Below are 15,448 nucleotides of genomic sequence, written 5' to 3' on the forward strand. Positions count from 1 at the left end.
CTTGTGGAGGTGTAAGTCAGAAGGAACCCTGACTCTGTGTGTGGTCTTGCCCGTCTTCGCGGTGCAGCGCAACCTGGCGGATAGACAAGCGCAGCTCCGCCGACAGCACGCGTTTTGCCGCGCCCTCGGCCAGTTCACTGAGTTTTTCGTGGTAACCCAGCTTGCCGTTACTGTCTGGGCGCAATACGCCCTGTTCGATCTGGGTCTGGATAAAGTGGCGGAACAGAGTCTTGTCAAAGAATTCCGGAGCGTTGAGCCCATGCAGGATCGACAGGCGCTGAGCCATGATCACGCAAAGGTCTTCCAGTTCTTCGGCGCTCAGGGTGTGCTGGCCGCTGTTGAGCAACAGAGCGGTGGCCATGTAAAAGCGCTGCAGGGTCTGGGTGATGGCCCGGGCCAGCAGCGTCAGCAGTACGAACTGGCGCGAGCTCGGTGCCGGGCGCAGGTACACGCCATTCTCGTAGCGCAGCAGACCCTGCTCGACAAAGGCCTGCAGCCACTGGTCGATGACGGCGTCCAGTTCGTCCAGCTCCCAGCGGATGAACAGTTCCGATTGCAGGTACGGGTACAGGGCCCGGGTGTACTGCAGGATCAGTTCGCGGCTCATGCGCGAGCTGCTCTGGAAGAAGCTTGCCAGCAGCGCCGGCAGGGCAAAGATGTGCAGGACGTTGTTGCGGTAATAGGTCATCAGCACCGCATTCTGCTCGTCCAGGTACAGAATCCTGCCCAGCGCGTCGCTCTGCTCGGCCAGCAGGTCCATGCCCCTGACGTGACTGATCAGCGCCAGGCCGTCACCCTCCGGCAAGGTGGTGTGCGGCGAATAGGGCACAGTTCGCAGCAATGCCAGGTACAGGTCCAGCACCCGTGCCAGGGCGCGCTCGTCCAGGGCCAGGCGGCTGGTGGAGAGCAAGGCCAGGGCGACCAGGTTGACCGGGTTGATTGCTGCCGCTTCGTTGAGGTGGCGAGCAACTTTTTCACCCAGGCGCGAGGTGGTCTCGTTGAGCCACGCCGGGCGGAACTGCGGCGCGTGAGTCTGTTCGCGCCAGCCGGGCTGCTGCTGGTCGAGAAAGGCGCCGAGGCGAATCGGCTCGCCGAAGTTCACCGCCACCTGGCCGAAGCGTTGTTTGAGTGCGCCGACTACTTTGAAAATGTCGAAGATCGACTCTTTCTTCTTGCTTGCACCGCGCAACTCGCCCAGATAGGTACGGCCTTCGAGTACGCGCTCGTAGCCAATGTAAACCGGGACGAAGACGATCGGCGTGCGCGATGAGCGCAGATAGCTGCGCAGGGTAATGGCGAGCATGCCGGTTTTCGGCTGGAGCATGCGCCCGGTGCGCGAGCGGCCACCTTCGACGAAGTACTCGACCGGAAACCCCTTGGTGAACAGGGTGTGCAGATATTCGTTGAACACTGCCGTGTACAGCGGATTGCCCTTGAACGTACGGCGCATGAAAAATGCCCCGCCGCGGCGCAGCAGGCCGCCAATCACCGGCATGTTGAGGTTGATCCCGGCAGCGATGTGCGGCGGGGTCAGGCCGTTGCGAAACAGCAGATAGGAGAGCAACAAGTAGTCGATATGGCTGCGGTGGCAGGGCACATAGATGACTTCGTGTCCGGGGGCGATGCCCTGGACCTGCTCGATATGGTTGACCTTGATACCGTCGTAGATCTTGTTCCAGAACCAGCTGAGTACCACTTCAAGGAAGCGGATTGCGGTGTAGGTGTAGTCCGAGGCGATTTCATTGCCATAACGCAGGGCCTGGGCTTCTGCCTTGGCCAGAGGGATTTTCTCGCGCTCGGCTTCGTCGGCGATGGCCTGGCGTACCAGCGGGTCGTGGACCAGGCCCTTGACCAGGTTGCGCCGGTGCGAGATGTCCGGGCCGATGACCGCGGTCTTGAGGTTGCGAAAGTGCACGCGCAGCATGCGTTGGGCCATGCGCACGGTGCGTTCGTGGCCCTTGTTGTGCTGGACCAGCTCGCGCAGATGAATCGGCGCAGAGAACTGCACACGGGTCTTGCGCCCCAGGATCAGCACGGTCAGCAGCCGGCGCAAACGCCCGGTTACTGCCCAACTGTCGGCAAACAGCAGTTTCCAGGGGCTGGACTCACTGGCGGGAGACTGGCCCCAGAACACGCTGACCGGAATGATCTGCGCGTCTTCCTCGGCGTGCTGGCTGATGGCGTTGACCAGCCGCGACAGCGTCGGCGGGGCGCCGCGTTTGTCCTGGCGACCCAGCCAGTCCGGCTCGGGCGTCAGGTAGAAAAAAGCCGCGGGCTCCTGCAGGGTGCCTACTGTAACCGGTAACACCGGCCGTGGCAGCCCGGCTTTGCTGCACTCGCGGTCGAGTACCGCGAGGTCGGTCAACGACGGCGATTGCAGGGCGTAGAACACCGGCCGGCTGCGATCCAGGTTCAGGGTAAAGGACGACTGATTGATGGTCTCGGAGCGAACCCACAGGTACAACAGGCGACGCAGGGCGCCAAAGATCAGGCGGCGCAGGGGGGAACGGGTCATACAGTGTGTGCTCTGGGTGAATTTTTCGAGTGATTGCTCAGTCGGTTAGTGTGACGTATCTGCGCAACTTCAGCAAAAAGCCGGGCCGTCATAAAAAATCTTTCGAGCCTGTCATATACTCGGTCCGCAGCTTGCAGGAGTAATCCTCAAGCTGCGTCGGCGGAGGAAGGTGATCCTCCGCTTGCCAGGCGATTCCAAAATAAAAACCCGGAGTAGTTCAGATGTCGTCTCGTGAGACTGGAAGTGTAAAGTGGTTCAATGACGCCAAAGGTTATGGCTTCATTCAGCGTGGAGATGGTGCGGACGTGTTCGTTCACTACCGTGCCATTCGCGGTGAGGGGCATCGCACCCTGATCGAGGGGCAGCAGGTCGAATACAGTCTGACTCAAGGCCAGAAAGGCTTGCAGGCAGAAGACGTTATCGGTCTGTAAGCGCCGGGCCAGGGGCCTTGAGCCTGGGCCCACAAGCGAAAAGGCCCGTCGCCGGACGACCGGGACGGGCCTTTTCGTAGAGCCGGCCTCAGCTGGTACGCCAGGTGATTTCCTCTTCACCGTCGGCGCTGATGCGGATCCAGCGATCGGCATCCTCTTCACCTTCTTCCTCGACCCAGCTACCCGGTGCGCAGCGCACTTCGACATTTAGCGCAGCGAACGCGGCACGCGCGCAGGCGATGTCGTCATCCCACGGAGTCTGGTCGCTTTCCAGGTAAAGACTGTTCCATTTGCCTACAGCCTTCGGTAACCAGGTAACTGGAATGTTACCGGCCTTGCACTTGTAGGTCTGGCCTTTCTGTTGCCACTCGCTGCACGGACCGAGCGCTTCGCTGAGCCAGGCAGCGATCTGTTTGTGGTCGACGTCGGCGTCTTTGAGGTAAATCTCGATATCGGGTTGGCGCATGGGGGCTCCGGGAGTGCTCAGTCTTGGCGCACGAAGTAGTCGTAACGCATCGATACCGTGACCTCGAAAGGCTCGGCTTGCTCGATGACGCGAGCTCGTTTTTCCGCGCTGGCGCGCCAGCCATGGGGTGTCATGGCCAGCAGGTCGGCGCGGGACTTGCCATCGACAAGGCTCAGGCGGAATTTCAGGGTTTCACTGTGGGCGTGCTGCATGCCTGCCGGGACCAGCGCCAGGTGCTTGTCGTCGGCGTAGTCGCGCACTTCATCATAGAGCTTGTGACGCAGCTCGATCAGGTGTTCATTGGTCGGGCCGACGCGCATCAGGCCGCCGCCCGGGGCAAGCAGGCGCAGCGCCTCCTGCCAGTCGAGGGGGCTGAACACGCTGGCCAGGAACTGGCAGCTGGCATCGGCCAGGGGCACCCGCGCCATGCTTGCCACCAGCCAGGTCACTGCCGGGTCGCGTTTGCAGGCGCGTTTGACCGCTTCGCGGGAGATGTCCAGGGCATAGCCATCAGCCGCGGGCAGTGCTGCGGCAATCTGCGCGGTGTAGTAACCCTCGCCACAACCGATATCCAGCCAGTGCGCGGGCGCGCGTTCGGCGGCCAGTTCAGCCAGGCGGCGGGCTACCGGGGCGTAGTGACCGGCATTGAGAAAGTCGCGGCGGGCTTCGACCATGGCCTGGTTATCGCCCGGATCGCGGCTGTTCTTGTGTTGCACCGGCAACAGGTTCAGGTAACCCTGGCGGGCCCGATCGAAACGGTGCCCGGCCGGACAGGCGACACCGTTGTCGAGCGTGCTCAGCGGGGCGCTGCAGAGAGGGCAGGTGAGCATCAGGCAAGCAACCGGGTCAGGGTCTGGTAGTAGATCTCGGTCAGGACATCGAGGTCACTGGCCAGGATCCGCTCGTTGACCTGGTGAATGGTAGCGTTGACCGGTCCCAGTTCGACAACCTGGGTACCAAGGGTGGCAATGAAGCGCCCATCGGAGGTACCGCCGCTGGTCGAGGCCTTGGTTTCACGACCGGTGACCGCCTTGATGCTGGCTGATACCGCGTCGAGCAGCTCACCCGGTTCGGTCAGGAACGGCAGGCCGGACAGCGCCCAGTCCACATGCCAGTCCAGCTGGTGCTTGTCGAGGATCGCCGCGACGCGTTGCTGCAGGCCTTCGACCGTCGACTCGGTGGAGAAACGGAAGTTGAACAGCGCCGTCAGTTCACCGGGCACCACATTGGTCGCGCCAGTACCGGAGTTGAGGTTGGAGATCTGGAAGCTGGTTGGCGGGAAGAAGGCGTTGCCTTCGTCCCAATGCTCGGCGGCCAGTTCAGCCAGCGCCGGGGCGGCCAGGTGGATCGGGTTCTTGGCCAGGTGCGGGTAGGCCACATGGCCCTGTACACCGCGTACGGTCAGCTTGGCGCCAAGCGAGCCGCGACGGCCGTTCTTGACCACGTCGCCAACCAGGCTGGTGCTCGACGGTTCGCCAACGATGCACCAGTCCAGGCGCTCCTGGCGCGCGGCCAGGCGTTCGATCACAGCCTTGGTGCCGTGATGAGCCGGGCCTTCTTCGTCACTGGTGATCAGGAACGCGACCTTGCCGCGGTGGTTCGGGTAATCGGCGACGAAGCGTTCGGTAGCCACGACCATGGCCGCCAGGCTGCCTTTCATGTCGGCAGCACCACGGCCGCAGAGCATGCCGTCGGCATCGATCAGGGCATCGAACGGATCGTTCTGCCAGGCCTGCACCGGGCCGGTAGGGACCACGTCGGTGTGACCGGCAAAGCACAGTACCGGACCTTCCTGGGTGCCATGGGTGGCCCAAAAGTTGTCGACGTCTTCGATGCGCATTGGCTCAAGCATGAAACCGGCATCGCCCAGGCGTTGCATCATCTGTTTCTGGCAGTCGAAGTCCAGCGGGGTTACCGAAGGACGACGGATCAGGTCGCAGGCCAGTTCAAGGGTAGGCGAAAGGTCGGCTGGGGCCGTCATTGAAGGAACTCCGGGGGCAAGGCAGGGCACGAAATCGAGGGGCGTTATCTTATAGCAAATCCAGGCGTTGATGGGGGACGGTGGGAGCGGGCTGGGCGGCATCCACAGGCTTGGGCAGCGACGACAGCATCGCCATGATCAGCGCTGCCAGGTACGGCAGCGACTGCACCAGCAACATGGTCACCCAGAAGCGCATGTCATTGCTCGGCAGGCCCTGGACCAGGTAGATCCCGGCGGCGGCTCCCCACAGCAGCAACATGATGAACAGCTCTTCGCGGGCTTCGGAAAGCGCCACCAGCAAACCATGGCTGTCGGCGTTTTTCGGCGTGCGGAAGAACGGAATGCTGCTGGTGAAGAAACCGTACAACACTGCTTTGGCAATCGTATGCGACAAGGCAAGACCGGCCAGGGCTGCGGCAAAGGCGTCCTTGAGGTTGACCCCGACCGCACGGCGGTAAAGGAACACAATCTTGCCGACCTTGAACACAAACAGCGCCAGCGGCGGAATGGCGAAGATCAGCAGCGGTGGATCGACCCGCTGCGGCACGATGATCATCGCCGCCGACCAGAGCAGCGCACCGACGGTGAAGAAGATGTTCATGCCATCGGCAATCCATGGCAGCCATCCTGCCAGGAAGTGATAACGCTGGCCGCGGGTGAGCTCCGAGTCCTTGCCGCGCAACAGGCTGGCAGCATGGCGCTTGATGATCTGGATTGCGCCGTAAGCCCAGCGGAAGCGTTGCTTCTTGAAGTCGATGAAGGTGTCGGGCATCAGGCCCTTGCCATAACTCTCGTGGGAGTAGGCTGCCGAATAGCCCTTCTCGAATACCCGCAGGCCGAGTTCGGCGTCTTCACAGATGCACCAGTCCGCCCAGCCCAGTTCTTCGAGCACCGAGCGCCGGGTCATGGTCATGGTGCCGTGCTGGATGATCGCGTCACGGTCGTTGCGGGTGACCATGCCGATATGGAAGAAGCCCTTGTACTCGCTGTAGCACAGCTTCTTGAAGGTGCTTTCGTTCTGGTCGCGGTAGTCCTGAGGCGATTGCACCACGGCGATTTTCGGGTCGCTGAAGTGCGGGACCATGTGCTTGAGCCAGTTGCGGTCCACGCAGTAGTCCGAGTCGATCACCGCGATCACTTCGGCATCCTTGGCCGTGTGCGGGATCAGGTAGTTCAGCGCGCCACCCTTGAAGCCAGCCAGAGGGGAAACGTGGAAGAACTTGAAGCGCTCGCCAAGCATTTCACAATGGGCCTTGATCGGCTCCCAGACCGCCGGATCCTTGGTGTTGTTGTCGATGATCAACACTTCGTAGTCCGGGTAATCCAGTGCGGCCAGGGCGTTGAGGGTCTGTTTGACCATCTCCGGCGGCTCGTTGTAGCACGGCACATGCACCGAGACTTTTGGACGGTAGGCGCTGTCGGCTTGCACCGGCAGGAATTCCCGGCGGCGTTTGTGAATCCACACCGCTTCCGCCAGTTCATGGGCTTCGGTAAGCAATACGATGAATACCCCGAGCGCCCCGAGTGCGAGTAGAAAGCCCACTGTCAGGCTGAACCAGGTGCTGTACTGCTGGCTGTAGTCGTAACCGATCCATACCAGCACCGAGCCGCAGAGGAAGGCGATAAAGGTCAGGAAGGTCCGACCGCGCTGGCGCAGGGCCGAGCCATCGATCAGCAGCAAGGTCAGCGAGAGCATCGCCAACACCACCGAACCCACCGCCAGCACCCGCCACTGTGGAATGGCCACTACTGGGCCTTCAAAATTGAATTTCTGTTGGCGGGCGGCGTTGAACACGCCCCAGTAGGCACCGACCGAGCCTTCGTCGCTGGCTTTCCACGGCTGGTCATAGGCTTCGATGACGAAGTAGTTGTAGCCCTGGCGGTTGAGTTTGTTGACCAGGGTGCGCAGGTAAATGGCCTGGTCTGCCGGGGTGGCGTCGGCACCGCCACGCATGCGTCCGTTGCTCGGCCAGCCGACTTCGGAGAGCAGCAGTGGTTTGCGCGGGAATTGCTGCTTGAGGTCACGGGCACGGTCCAGCACAAACTGGCCGGCATCCTTCATCGGGATGAACTCCCAGTACGGCAGGATGTGCGCGGCGACCAGGTCGACATGCTTGGCCAGTTCCGGGTGTTCTTTCCAGATATGCCACTGTTCGCTGGTGGTCACCGGCACTTTTACCGCCGCGCGCACACGGTCCAGGTACTGGATCAGCGCTTCGGGGGTGATTTCTTCGCGGAACAAGGCTTCGTTACCGACCATCACCCGCACAACGCTGCGCGAGCTGTTGGCCAGCTCAATGGCTTTCTGGATTTCCCGCTCGTTACGCTCCAGGTCCGGGCTGATCCACACCCCCAGGGTCACCCGCAGGCCAAATTCTTCGGCCAGGCGCGGAATCTCGGCCTGGGTACCTTCGACGGTATAGATACGGATACTGTCGGTCAGCTTGCTCAGCTGTTCGAGGTCCTGGCGCAGCTCGTCCTCGCTAGGGTACTGGCCTTTTTGCGGGCTTTCTCCGAGGCGGAACGGCGAATAGGAGAAGCCGGAAATCTGCTCCGGCCAGTCGGGGGCGGAAACCGGGCGATTGATCAGCGCCCAGAACCCGGTGAATAGCGCGGCAATGGCCATGACTATTACCAGGTTGATACCAAATTTACGCGATGACATAGATAGTTCGGGTTCCGAAGGGTGGAACGGGCGGGCGCCACGGGGCGCGAATCCTGCTCTTTGTCCGCCGATGCTGTGTAGGCACAAGTTGGCGGTAGTAGATTAGATTGACTACAGACGTTGTAGTTCAGAGGCCCGTGCTGTTGTCGTCCAATTCTAGGGATTGTCCGGGACATTAAAGCAGGATTACAGCTGACTTTACCAATTCGTACAGGGTGGCTGGTCCGAAGCAGGATGGCATCGGGCCTCAACAGGCCTATAATGCGCGCCGGTTTTTTCGGGGTTTGGCCATGAGTACAGATGATCCACGCTTTGCCGGTGTTGCCCGGTTATACGGTGACAGCGGCCTGCAGCGCCTGCGCGAGGCCCATGTGGCGATCGTCGGCATTGGTGGTGTTGGCTCCTGGGCGGCGGAAGCCATGGCCCGCAGTGGTGTCGGCGAAATATCGCTGTTCGACCTCGATGACGTCTGCGTCAGCAATACCAATCGCCAGCTGCACGCCCAGGAGGGCAACATCGGTCGGGCCAAGGCCGAAGTCATGGCGGAGCGACTGCGGGCGATCAATCCGGCGTGCAAGGTGCATGCGGTGGTTGATTTCGTCACCAAGGAAACCCTCCCCGAGTACATCGGCGAGCACATCGATTGTGTGATCGACTGCATCGACAGCGTCATGGCCAAGGCTGCGCTGATTGGCTGGTGCAAGCGGCACAAGGTCACGATCATCAGCACCGGTGGTGCGGGCGGGCAGATCGACCCGACCCAGATCCGCGTCGCCGACCTGAACAAGACCTTCAACGACCCGCTGGCCTCGCGAGTCCGTTCGACCTTGCGTCGCGACTATGGCTTTTCCCGCACGGTGACACGCAACTACAGCGTGCCTTGCGTGTTCTCCACCGAGCAGCTGCGATATCCCAAGGGAGACGGTAGCGTCTGCCTGCAAAAGAGCTTCGTCGGTGAGGGCGTCAAGCTCGACTGCTCTGGCGGCTTTGGCGCGGTGATGATGGTGACGGCGACCTTCGGCATGGTCGCCGCCAGCAAGGCGGTGGAAAAACTGGTAGGTGGCGCTCGTCGCCCTTCCGAGCGCAAGGCTCAGTTGCCCGCGGCAAGTTGAGCCATGCGCTGCAGCACGGCGTTCAAGCCGTTGCTGCGAGAGGGGGAGAGCTGACGACCCAGGCCCAGCTGGTTGAACCAGCCGGGCAGGTCCAGTTGCTGAAGCTCGGCGCTCGACAGACCTTCTACCCGAACCAGCAGCAGCGCGAGCAAACCACGAATGATCCGTGCATCACTGGCGCCTTTGAAGCGCCATTGACCTTCCTTGTGTTCGGCCACCAGCCAGACCTGGCTTTCACAGCCATGCACGCGGTTGGCTTCGGATTTCTCTGCTTCGCTCAAGGGTGACAGACGCTCACCCCATTGCATCAACAGGCGTGCCCGTTGCTCCCAGCCCGCAGCCTGTTCGAAGCTGCTGAGCGCATCTTGAGCGTTGATAGGCAGGCTCATCGCAGTAGTTCCAGGGCTTGATCCAGCGCCTCGAAGAAACGTTGCAGGTCGTCTGAGTCGTTGTACAGCGCCAGGGAAACCCGAATTGCGCCGTCCAGCTCGAAGCTCTTGAGCAGCGGCATGGCGCAGTGATGGCCGGCGCGCACCGCAATGCCTTGCTCGGTGAGCATGTGGGCGAGATCGGCATTGTGTACGCCTTCGACCACAAAACTGGCCAAAGCCAGTTGCGGTTGGCCGAGCAGGCAAATGCCTTCGCGATCATTCAGGCCGCGCAACAGGCTGCGGTGCAGGCCCGCTTCGTGCTCGGCAACCGCGTTCGAATCGAGCTCGGCGAGGTAGTCGAGGGTCGCGCCCAGGCCGATCACACTGGCGATTGGTGGGGTACCGGCCTCGAACCCGAGGGGCGCCGGGCGGAAACTGGCGTTCTGGTAGTCAGCCACCTGAACCATCTCGCCGCCGAACTGCCAGTGACGCAGTCGCGCCAGCGCTTCGGTGCGGCCGTAGAGCACGCCAACCCCGTCCGGCCCATACAGTTTGTGGCTGGAAAACACGTAGAAGTCGCAGCCCAGCTGTTGCATGTCCTGGCGACCATGCACGATGCCCTGAGCGCCGTCGACCACGGTCAGCGCGCCTTGGGCATGGGCATGGGCCAGCAAGGGTGGCAAAGGTTGCCAGGCACCCAGCACGTTGGACAGTTGGCTCACGGCCAGCAGGCGAGTGCGTGGGCCGATCAGCTGCAGGGCAGCATCAAGGTCAATCAGGCCGCGGCTGTCCAGCGGCAGAATCACCAGCTTCAGCCCGCGTCTATGCGCCAGTTGCTGCCAGGGCAGCAGGTTGGCATGGTGCTCCAGGGCGCTGATGGCAATTTCGTCACCGGCTTCGAACAGCCCTTCAAGGCCGTAGGCCAGCAAGTTCAAGGCCGACGTTGCGCCATGGGTAAAGATGATTTGTCGGGTATCGCTGGCGTTCAACCAGCCAGCGACCTTTTCCCGGCTACCTTCAAAGGCCTGTGTAGCCAGGGCGCCAGGGAGGTGCTGGGCTCGGTGCACATTGGCGGCGCCGTGGCCGTAATAGTGGCTCAAGGTATCGAGCAGGCGTTGCGGTTTTTGCGTGGTAGCAGCGTTGTCCAGGTAGGTCTGGTGCTGCCGGTGCAGGGCGGCGATGGCTGGGAAGTCAGCGCGCCAGGGGGAAGGCTGGAACATGATGGTCGGACCTGAAAATCGGGCCTGGCGTTAGGCCAGACCCGATGGTACCACTTAGTTGTGGGCGTGCAGCGCTTCGTTCAGCTCGATCGCCGATTTGTGGGTTTTGCACTCCACGGCGCCGTTCAGCGAGTTGCGGCGGAACAGCAGGTCGGTCTGGCCAGCCAGATCACGGGCTTTGACGACCTTGACCAGCTGGTTGTTCTCGTCCAGCAGGTTCACTTTGGTGCCGGCAGTGATGTACAGACCGGCTTCAACGGTGTTGCGGTCGCCCAGCGGAATACCGATACCGGCGTTGGCGCCGATCAGGCAGCCTTCGCCCACCTTGATGACGATGTTGCCACCGCCCGACAGGGTGCCCATGGTCGAGCAGCCGCCGCCCAGGTCCGAGCCCTTGCCCACGAATACGCCAGCCGAAACACGGCCTTCGATCATGCCCGGGCCTTCGGTACCAGCGTTAAAGTTGACGAAGCCTTCGTGCATGATGGTGGTGCCTTCGCCGATGTAGGCACCCAGGCGCACACGGGCGCTGTCGGCGATACGCACACCGGCAGGTACGACGTAGTCGGTCATTTTCGGGAATTTGTCTACCGAGAACACTTCCAGCAGTTCGCCTTTCAGGCGCGCTTCGAGTTGCTGCTCGGCCAGTTCGGCCAGGTCGACTGCGCCCTGGCTGGTCCAGGCGACGTTCGGCAGCAGCGGGAAGATGCCGGCCAGGCTCAGGCCGTGCGGCTTGACCAGGCGGTGCGAGAGCAGGTGCAGCTTCAGGTAGGCTTCCGGGGTGGACGTCAGGGCAGCATCTTCAGCCAGCAGGGTAGCGACCAGCGGCTTGTTGCTTTCGGCCAGACGGGTCAGCAGCGCTGCCTGGGCGGCGTCGACACCCTTGAGGGCATCGGCCAGTTGTGCAGCCTGGGTGTTGCTGAAAGCGATGGCCTGATTGCCACCTTCGTAACCCAGTACCGGAGTGATCGCGGCGACCAGTTCAGCGCTCGGGTTGATCAGCGGTTGTGCGTAGAAAACTTCCAGCCAGGCGCCTTGGCGGTTCTGGGTGCCGACACCGAAGGCCAGGCTGAACAGGGTAGTGGACATGCAGTTACCTCTTGCGAATTAGAGTGAAAGCGTGGCGCCGCGTTATTGAAGGGCGGCTGCGTACAGGTCCGGCTTGAAGCCGACCAGGGTCCGCTCGCCGAGGTCGAGCACCGGGCGCTTGATCATCGACGGTTGGGCCAGCATCAGTTCGATGGCCTTGGCCTGGTCGAGGTCGGCTTTCTGGGCGTCTTCGAGCTTGCGGAATGTCGTGCCAGCACGGTTGAGTACTGTTTCCCAGCCGTGCTCGTCGCACCAGCGGGTCAGGCTCGCACGGTCGATGCCTTGGGTCTTGTAATCGTGAAAGTCGTAGCCCTGGCCATTGTCTTCCAGCCAGGTACGGGCTTTCTTCATGGTGTCACAGGCCTTGATTCCATAAAGGTGCAATGGCGTGTCGCGTTTGGTCATGTCTTGCCCCTCCTGGGAAAAAATGGTCAAGGATTATGCCACGGTCGGCCGGATTGGGTTGTCCTTGCCGAGGCACTTTGTAGCATTGTGTTACAGGTTTTGGCAGCCTCTGCGACTTTTGTGCAGCGGTGCGCCAGCAGCCTGAACGGCTACTATGTCGTTTCAATGGCAATGCCCAAAATGGGCGAAGGGTACGCCGTTGATTGTGTTTGAAATGAAAGGAACACGCCGTATGCAATCAGCCTACACCGTTCTCATCCTGCTGATGCTGGTGAGTGTCTCCAAACTTGTCGGTCGGGTAATCCCGTTGCCGTTGCCACTGGTGCAGATTGCTGCCGGTGCCTTGCTGGCCTGGCCGACATTGGGGCTGCATGTGGCACTGGACCCGGAATTGTTTCTATTTTTGTTCCTGCCACCGCTGTTGTTTGCCGATGGTTGGCGCATGCCCAAGCGCGACTTGTGGCGCTTGCGTGGTCCGATCCTGACGCTGGCGGTGGGGCTGGTGCTGTTTACCGTGGTCGGGGCCGGTTACTTCATTCACTGGATTCTGCCGAGCATCCCGCTGCCGGTGGCGTTTGCGCTGGCCGCCGTGCTATCGCCGACCGACGCTGTGGCGGTATCGGCCATTACCCAGGATCGTCTGCCAACGCCCTTGATGCATATGTTGCAGGGTGAGGCGTTGATGAACGACGCCACCGGTCTGGTGACCTTCAAGTTTGCCCTGGTAGCCGCCATTACCGGCGCGTTCTCGCTGGCTGAAGCGAGTGTCACGTTCGTCCTGGTGGCGCTCGGAGGTTTGGCCATCGGTGTGGCTCTGAGCTGGCTGGTGGGGCGCCTGCGGGCCTGGATGATCGCCCGTGGCTGGGACGACCCGGCCACGCATGTGGTGTTCATGTTGCTGCTGCCTTTTGCCGCCTATGTACTGGCCGAACGCCTGGGCGCCTCAGGGATCCTCTCGGCGGTGGCCGCCGGCATGATGCAGAGCTGGCTCGACCTGCTGCCACGCCAGACCAGTACCCGTTTGCTCAATCGCAGTGTCTGGTCGCTGCTGGAGTTCAGTTTCAATGGACTGATCTTTCTGCTGCTGGGGCTGCAACTCCCCGACATCATCAAGGCGGTCACCAGCCATGAGGCCTCGCTGTGGCCGACCCTGTTGTGGCGTTGCCTGGATGTGGTGGCGATCTTTGCCGTGTTGGTGGTGCTGCGTTTTGTCTGGGTGCAGAGCATCTGGCGCCTGATCGGGGTGATCCGCCGCTGGCGCGGCAAGGAGGATCTGGTGCTGGTGCCCAACGCCCGTTCCTGCTGGTTGCTGACCCTTGGGGGCGTACGCGGGGCCGTGACCTTGGCTGGTGTCATGTCGGTGCCGTTGCTGATCAGTGCGGGTACGGCCTTCCCTGAGCGCGATCTGCTGATTTTCATTGCTGCCGGGGTGATCCTGCTGTCGCTGGTATCGGCCTGTATTGCTTTGCCGCTGTTGCTGCGAGGGGTGGCAAAAAGCCCTGACGACACCTTGCGCCAAGAGGCCAAGGAAGCCTGGCGGCGGACGGCGGAAGCCGCTATTCATGCCCTGGAAGCTGAAGATCTGGCTGAGCCGGGTGTGCCCCTGGATGCGGCCCAGGCGGCTTTGGCGGCGGAATTGAAAGCGAGGTTGATGGCCGAGTACCGTCATCAGCTGGACAGCTTCAACGACAGTGCCGAAGCCCAGGCCCTGGCCGAGCAGATGGACCAACTGGAGCGGCGCTTGCGTCTGCGTGCCTTACGGGCTCAGCGTCTGGAACTGTACAAGCTGCACCGTCATCACCAGGTAGGGGATGACGTGGTGCGGCAGGTACTGGGTGAGCTGGACATGAGCGAGGCGAATCTGGGGGCGGTGAAGTAAGGTTATTGCAGCTTCAGTAGGAGCGGATTCATCCGCGAAGGGGCGCAACGCGACCCCAATTAATGGGACTGCTGCGCAGCCCATCGCGGAAGAATCCGCTCCTACACCCTTATTTTTGCAGGAATGCGCGAATACGTTCTGCGGCCTCGACGCATTCAGCCAATGGCGCCACCAGTGCCATGCGCACACGCCCGGCACCCGGGTTGACGCCATCCACCTCACGGGACAGATACGAACCCGGCACCACGGTTACGTGCTGAGTTTCGAACAAATTGCGAGTGAAGGCGACGTCATCGCCAGGCACTTTGGCCCACAGATAGAAGCTGCCATCCGGGCGCTGCACGTCCATCACCGGCTGGAGGATCTCCAGTACCGCATCGTACTTGGCTCGGTACTGGTCACGGTTGGCGCGTACGTGGGCCTCGTCCTGCCAGGCGGCAATGCTCGCCAGCTGGGTCTGTACCGGCATGGCACAGCCGTGGTAGGTCCGGTACAGCAGGAACGGCTTGATGATCTCGGCGTCACCGGCGACAAAGCCCGAGCGCAGGCCCGGCAGGTTGGAGCGCTTGGACAGGCTGTGGAACACCAAGCAACGCTTGAAGTCGCTGCGGCCCAGCTCCACGCAGGCACTGAGCAGGCCCGGTGGCGGGCTTTGCTCGTCGAAGTAAAGCTCGCTGTAACACTCGTCGGCAGCAATCACGAAGTCGTGCTCGTCAGCCAGGGCGATCAGTTTTTTCAAGGTCTCCATCGGCACCAGCGCGCCGGTGGGGTTGCCCGGTGAGCAGATGAACAGGATCTGGCAGCGCTTCCAGGTCTCGGCGGAGACGGCGTCGAAGTCGGGGTTGAAGCCGTTGCTGTCCAGGCACGGGAGGTAGTGCGGGGTAGCACCGGCCAGCAGTGCTGCGCCTTCGTAGATCTGGTAGAACGGGTTGGGACTGATCACCAGGCCGTCAGCGCTGCGGTTGACCACGGCCTGGGTGAACGCGAACAGCGCTTCACGGGTACCGTTGACCGGCAGCACGTGTTTGTCGGCATCCAGCCAGCCGCTTGGCACGCCAAAACGACGCTCGCACCAGTGGGTAATGGCTTGGCGCAGAGCTGGCAGGCCAATGGTAGTCGGGTAAACCGCCATCTTCTGCAGATTGTCGGCCAGGGCCTGGGCGACGAACGCCGGCGATTCATGCTTGGGCTCACCGATCGACAGGGCAATGGCGCGTTTGTCGGCGGCAGGCTGGACGCTGCCGAGCAAGGCACGGAGTTTCTCGAACGGGTAGGGCTGAAGCTGAAGCAAATCGGTGTTCATCGGCGCTGGGT

The 15,448-nt window shown here is 61.9% G+C and carries 13 protein-coding genes; 3 read left to right on the top strand and 10 right to left on the bottom strand.

Annotated features, from left to right (window positions below):
• Positions 1-16: 16 nt before the first annotated feature.
• Positions 17-2,515 (bottom strand): glycerol-3-phosphate 1-O-acyltransferase PlsB, encoded by a 2,499-nt coding sequence (plsB, locus tag ACO6VD_RS05095; RefSeq protein ID WP_422417470.1) that lies wholly within the window; start codon positions 2,513-2,515, stop codon positions 17-19.
• Between the two features lie 221 nt (positions 2,516-2,736).
• Here plsB and ACO6VD_RS05100 point away from each other — a divergent pair, with 221 nt between their 5' ends.
• On the top strand, positions 2,737-2,946 hold the full coding sequence (locus ACO6VD_RS05100) for a cold shock domain-containing protein (protein ID WP_400170499.1): 210 nt from the start codon (positions 2,737-2,739) through the stop codon (positions 2,944-2,946).
• 88 nt (positions 2,947-3,034) lie between these two features.
• On the opposite strand, the gene ACO6VD_RS05105 is transcribed toward ACO6VD_RS05100, so the two are convergent.
• The 4 genes from ACO6VD_RS05105 to ACO6VD_RS05120 are packed head-to-tail and all read right to left on the bottom strand — an operon-like array spanning position 3,035 to position 8,058.
• Positions 3,035-3,412, bottom strand: a complete 378-nt coding sequence (locus ACO6VD_RS05105) for a hypothetical protein (RefSeq protein WP_422417471.1) — start codon at positions 3,410-3,412, stop codon at positions 3,035-3,037.
• Between the two features lie 17 nt (positions 3,413-3,429).
• A complete protein-coding gene (locus ACO6VD_RS05110) occupies positions 3,430-4,242 on the bottom strand; it encodes a putative RNA methyltransferase (protein ID WP_422417472.1) in 813 nt (270 codons plus the stop codon).
• Positions 4,242-5,393 carry a succinyl-diaminopimelate desuccinylase gene (gene dapE, locus ACO6VD_RS05115; protein ID WP_422417474.1) on the bottom strand — a complete coding sequence of 384 codons (1,152 nt, stop codon included), beginning with the start codon at positions 5,391-5,393 and terminating at the stop codon, positions 4,242-4,244. The genes ACO6VD_RS05110 and dapE overlap by 1 nt, the downstream gene beginning before the upstream one ends.
• 49 nt (positions 5,394-5,442) lie before the next feature.
• Complete coding sequence (locus ACO6VD_RS05120; protein WP_422417475.1) at positions 5,443-8,058, bottom strand: glycosyltransferase; 2,616 nt, start codon at positions 8,056-8,058, stop codon at positions 5,443-5,445.
• 290 nt (positions 8,059-8,348) lie between these two features.
• Here ACO6VD_RS05120 and tcdA point away from each other — a divergent pair, with 290 nt between their 5' ends.
• Positions 8,349-9,170 (top strand): tRNA cyclic N6-threonylcarbamoyladenosine(37) synthase TcdA, encoded by an 822-nt coding sequence (gene tcdA, locus ACO6VD_RS05125; protein ID WP_400170409.1) that lies wholly within the window; start codon positions 8,349-8,351, stop codon positions 9,168-9,170.
• On the opposite strand, the gene ACO6VD_RS05130 is transcribed toward tcdA, so the two are convergent.
• From ACO6VD_RS05130 to ACO6VD_RS05145, 4 genes are read right to left on the bottom strand one after another with little or no spacing between them, the layout of a single operon-like run.
• Positions 9,149-9,559: a SufE family protein gene (locus ACO6VD_RS05130; protein WP_422417476.1), complete on the bottom strand. Its 411-nt coding sequence runs from the start codon at positions 9,557-9,559 to the stop codon at positions 9,149-9,151. The two genes, tcdA and ACO6VD_RS05130, sit on opposite strands and share 22 nt — an antisense overlap.
• A complete protein-coding gene (locus ACO6VD_RS05135; protein ID WP_422417477.1) occupies positions 9,556-10,761 on the bottom strand; it encodes a cysteine desulfurase in 1,206 nt (401 codons plus the stop codon). The genes ACO6VD_RS05130 and ACO6VD_RS05135 overlap by 4 nt, the downstream gene beginning before the upstream one ends.
• Positions 10,762-10,815: 54 nt before the next feature.
• A complete protein-coding gene (gene dapD / locus ACO6VD_RS05140; protein WP_400170412.1) occupies positions 10,816-11,850 on the bottom strand; it encodes a 2,3,4,5-tetrahydropyridine-2,6-dicarboxylate N-succinyltransferase in 1,035 nt (344 codons plus the stop codon).
• 42 nt (positions 11,851-11,892) lie between these two features.
• On the bottom strand, positions 11,893-12,255 hold the full coding sequence (locus ACO6VD_RS05145; RefSeq protein ID WP_400170413.1) for an ArsC family reductase: 363 nt from the start codon (positions 12,253-12,255) through the stop codon (positions 11,893-11,895).
• Positions 12,256-12,487: 232 nt separating this feature from the next.
• Between ACO6VD_RS05145 and ACO6VD_RS05150 the strand changes: the two genes are divergently transcribed.
• On the top strand, positions 12,488-14,134 hold the full coding sequence (locus ACO6VD_RS05150; RefSeq protein ID WP_422417478.1) for a Na+/H+ antiporter: 1,647 nt from the start codon (positions 12,488-12,490) through the stop codon (positions 14,132-14,134).
• A gap of 109 nt (positions 14,135-14,243) precedes the next feature.
• Here the strand turns inward: ACO6VD_RS05150 and dapC are convergent, their stop codons facing one another.
• The gene (gene dapC, locus ACO6VD_RS05155) at positions 14,244-15,437 is read right to left on the bottom strand and encodes a succinyldiaminopimelate transaminase (RefSeq protein WP_422417479.1); all 1,194 of its coding nucleotides are present in this window, start codon (positions 15,435-15,437) and stop codon (positions 14,244-14,246) included.
• Positions 15,438-15,448 lie beyond the last annotated feature (11 nt).

This window comes from Pseudomonas sp. GZD-222 (assembly GCF_049310525.1).
Lineage (GTDB): Bacteria > Pseudomonadota > Gammaproteobacteria > Pseudomonadales > Pseudomonadaceae > Aquipseudomonas.

What these genes read in the sequence shown, in the direction of transcription:
- ACO6VD_RS05110 (WP_422417472.1), bottom strand. Translation starts at nt 4,242, where the DNA reads ATGCTCACCTGCCCTCTCTGCAGCGCCCCGCTGAGCACGCTCGACAAC.
- dapC (WP_422417479.1), bottom strand. Translation starts at nt 15,437, where the DNA reads ATGAACACCGATTTGCTTCAGCTTCAGCCCTACCCGTTCGAGAAACTC.
- ACO6VD_RS05145 (WP_400170413.1), bottom strand. Translation starts at nt 12,255, where the DNA reads ATGACCAAACGCGACACGCCATTGCACCTTTATGGAATCAAGGCCTGT.
- ACO6VD_RS05130 (WP_422417476.1), bottom strand. Translation starts at nt 9,559, where the DNA reads ATGAGCCTGCCTATCAACGCTCAAGATGCGCTCAGCAGCTTCGAACAG.
- ACO6VD_RS05135 (WP_422417477.1), bottom strand. Translation starts at nt 10,761, where the DNA reads ATGTTCCAGCCTTCCCCCTGGCGCGCTGACTTCCCAGCCATCGCCGCC.
- ACO6VD_RS05120 (WP_422417475.1), bottom strand. Translation starts at nt 8,058, where the DNA reads ATGTCATCGCGTAAATTTGGTATCAACCTGGTAATAGTCATGGCCATT.
- dapD (WP_400170412.1), bottom strand. Translation starts at nt 11,850, where the DNA reads ATGTCCACTACCCTGTTCAGCCTGGCCTTCGGTGTCGGCACCCAGAAC.
- ACO6VD_RS05100 (WP_400170499.1), top strand. Translation starts at nt 2,737, where the DNA reads ATGTCGTCTCGTGAGACTGGAAGTGTAAAGTGGTTCAATGACGCCAAA.
- ACO6VD_RS05150 (WP_422417478.1), top strand. Translation starts at nt 12,488, where the DNA reads ATGCAATCAGCCTACACCGTTCTCATCCTGCTGATGCTGGTGAGTGTC.
- ACO6VD_RS05105 (WP_422417471.1), bottom strand. Translation starts at nt 3,412, where the DNA reads ATGCGCCAACCCGATATCGAGATTTACCTCAAAGACGCCGACGTCGAC.
- plsB (WP_422417470.1), bottom strand. Translation starts at nt 2,515, where the DNA reads ATGACCCGTTCCCCCCTGCGCCGCCTGATCTTTGGCGCCCTGCGTCGC.
- tcdA (WP_400170409.1), top strand. Translation starts at nt 8,349, where the DNA reads ATGAGTACAGATGATCCACGCTTTGCCGGTGTTGCCCGGTTATACGGT.
- dapE (WP_422417474.1), bottom strand. Translation starts at nt 5,393, where the DNA reads ATGACGGCCCCAGCCGACCTTTCGCCTACCCTTGAACTGGCCTGCGAC.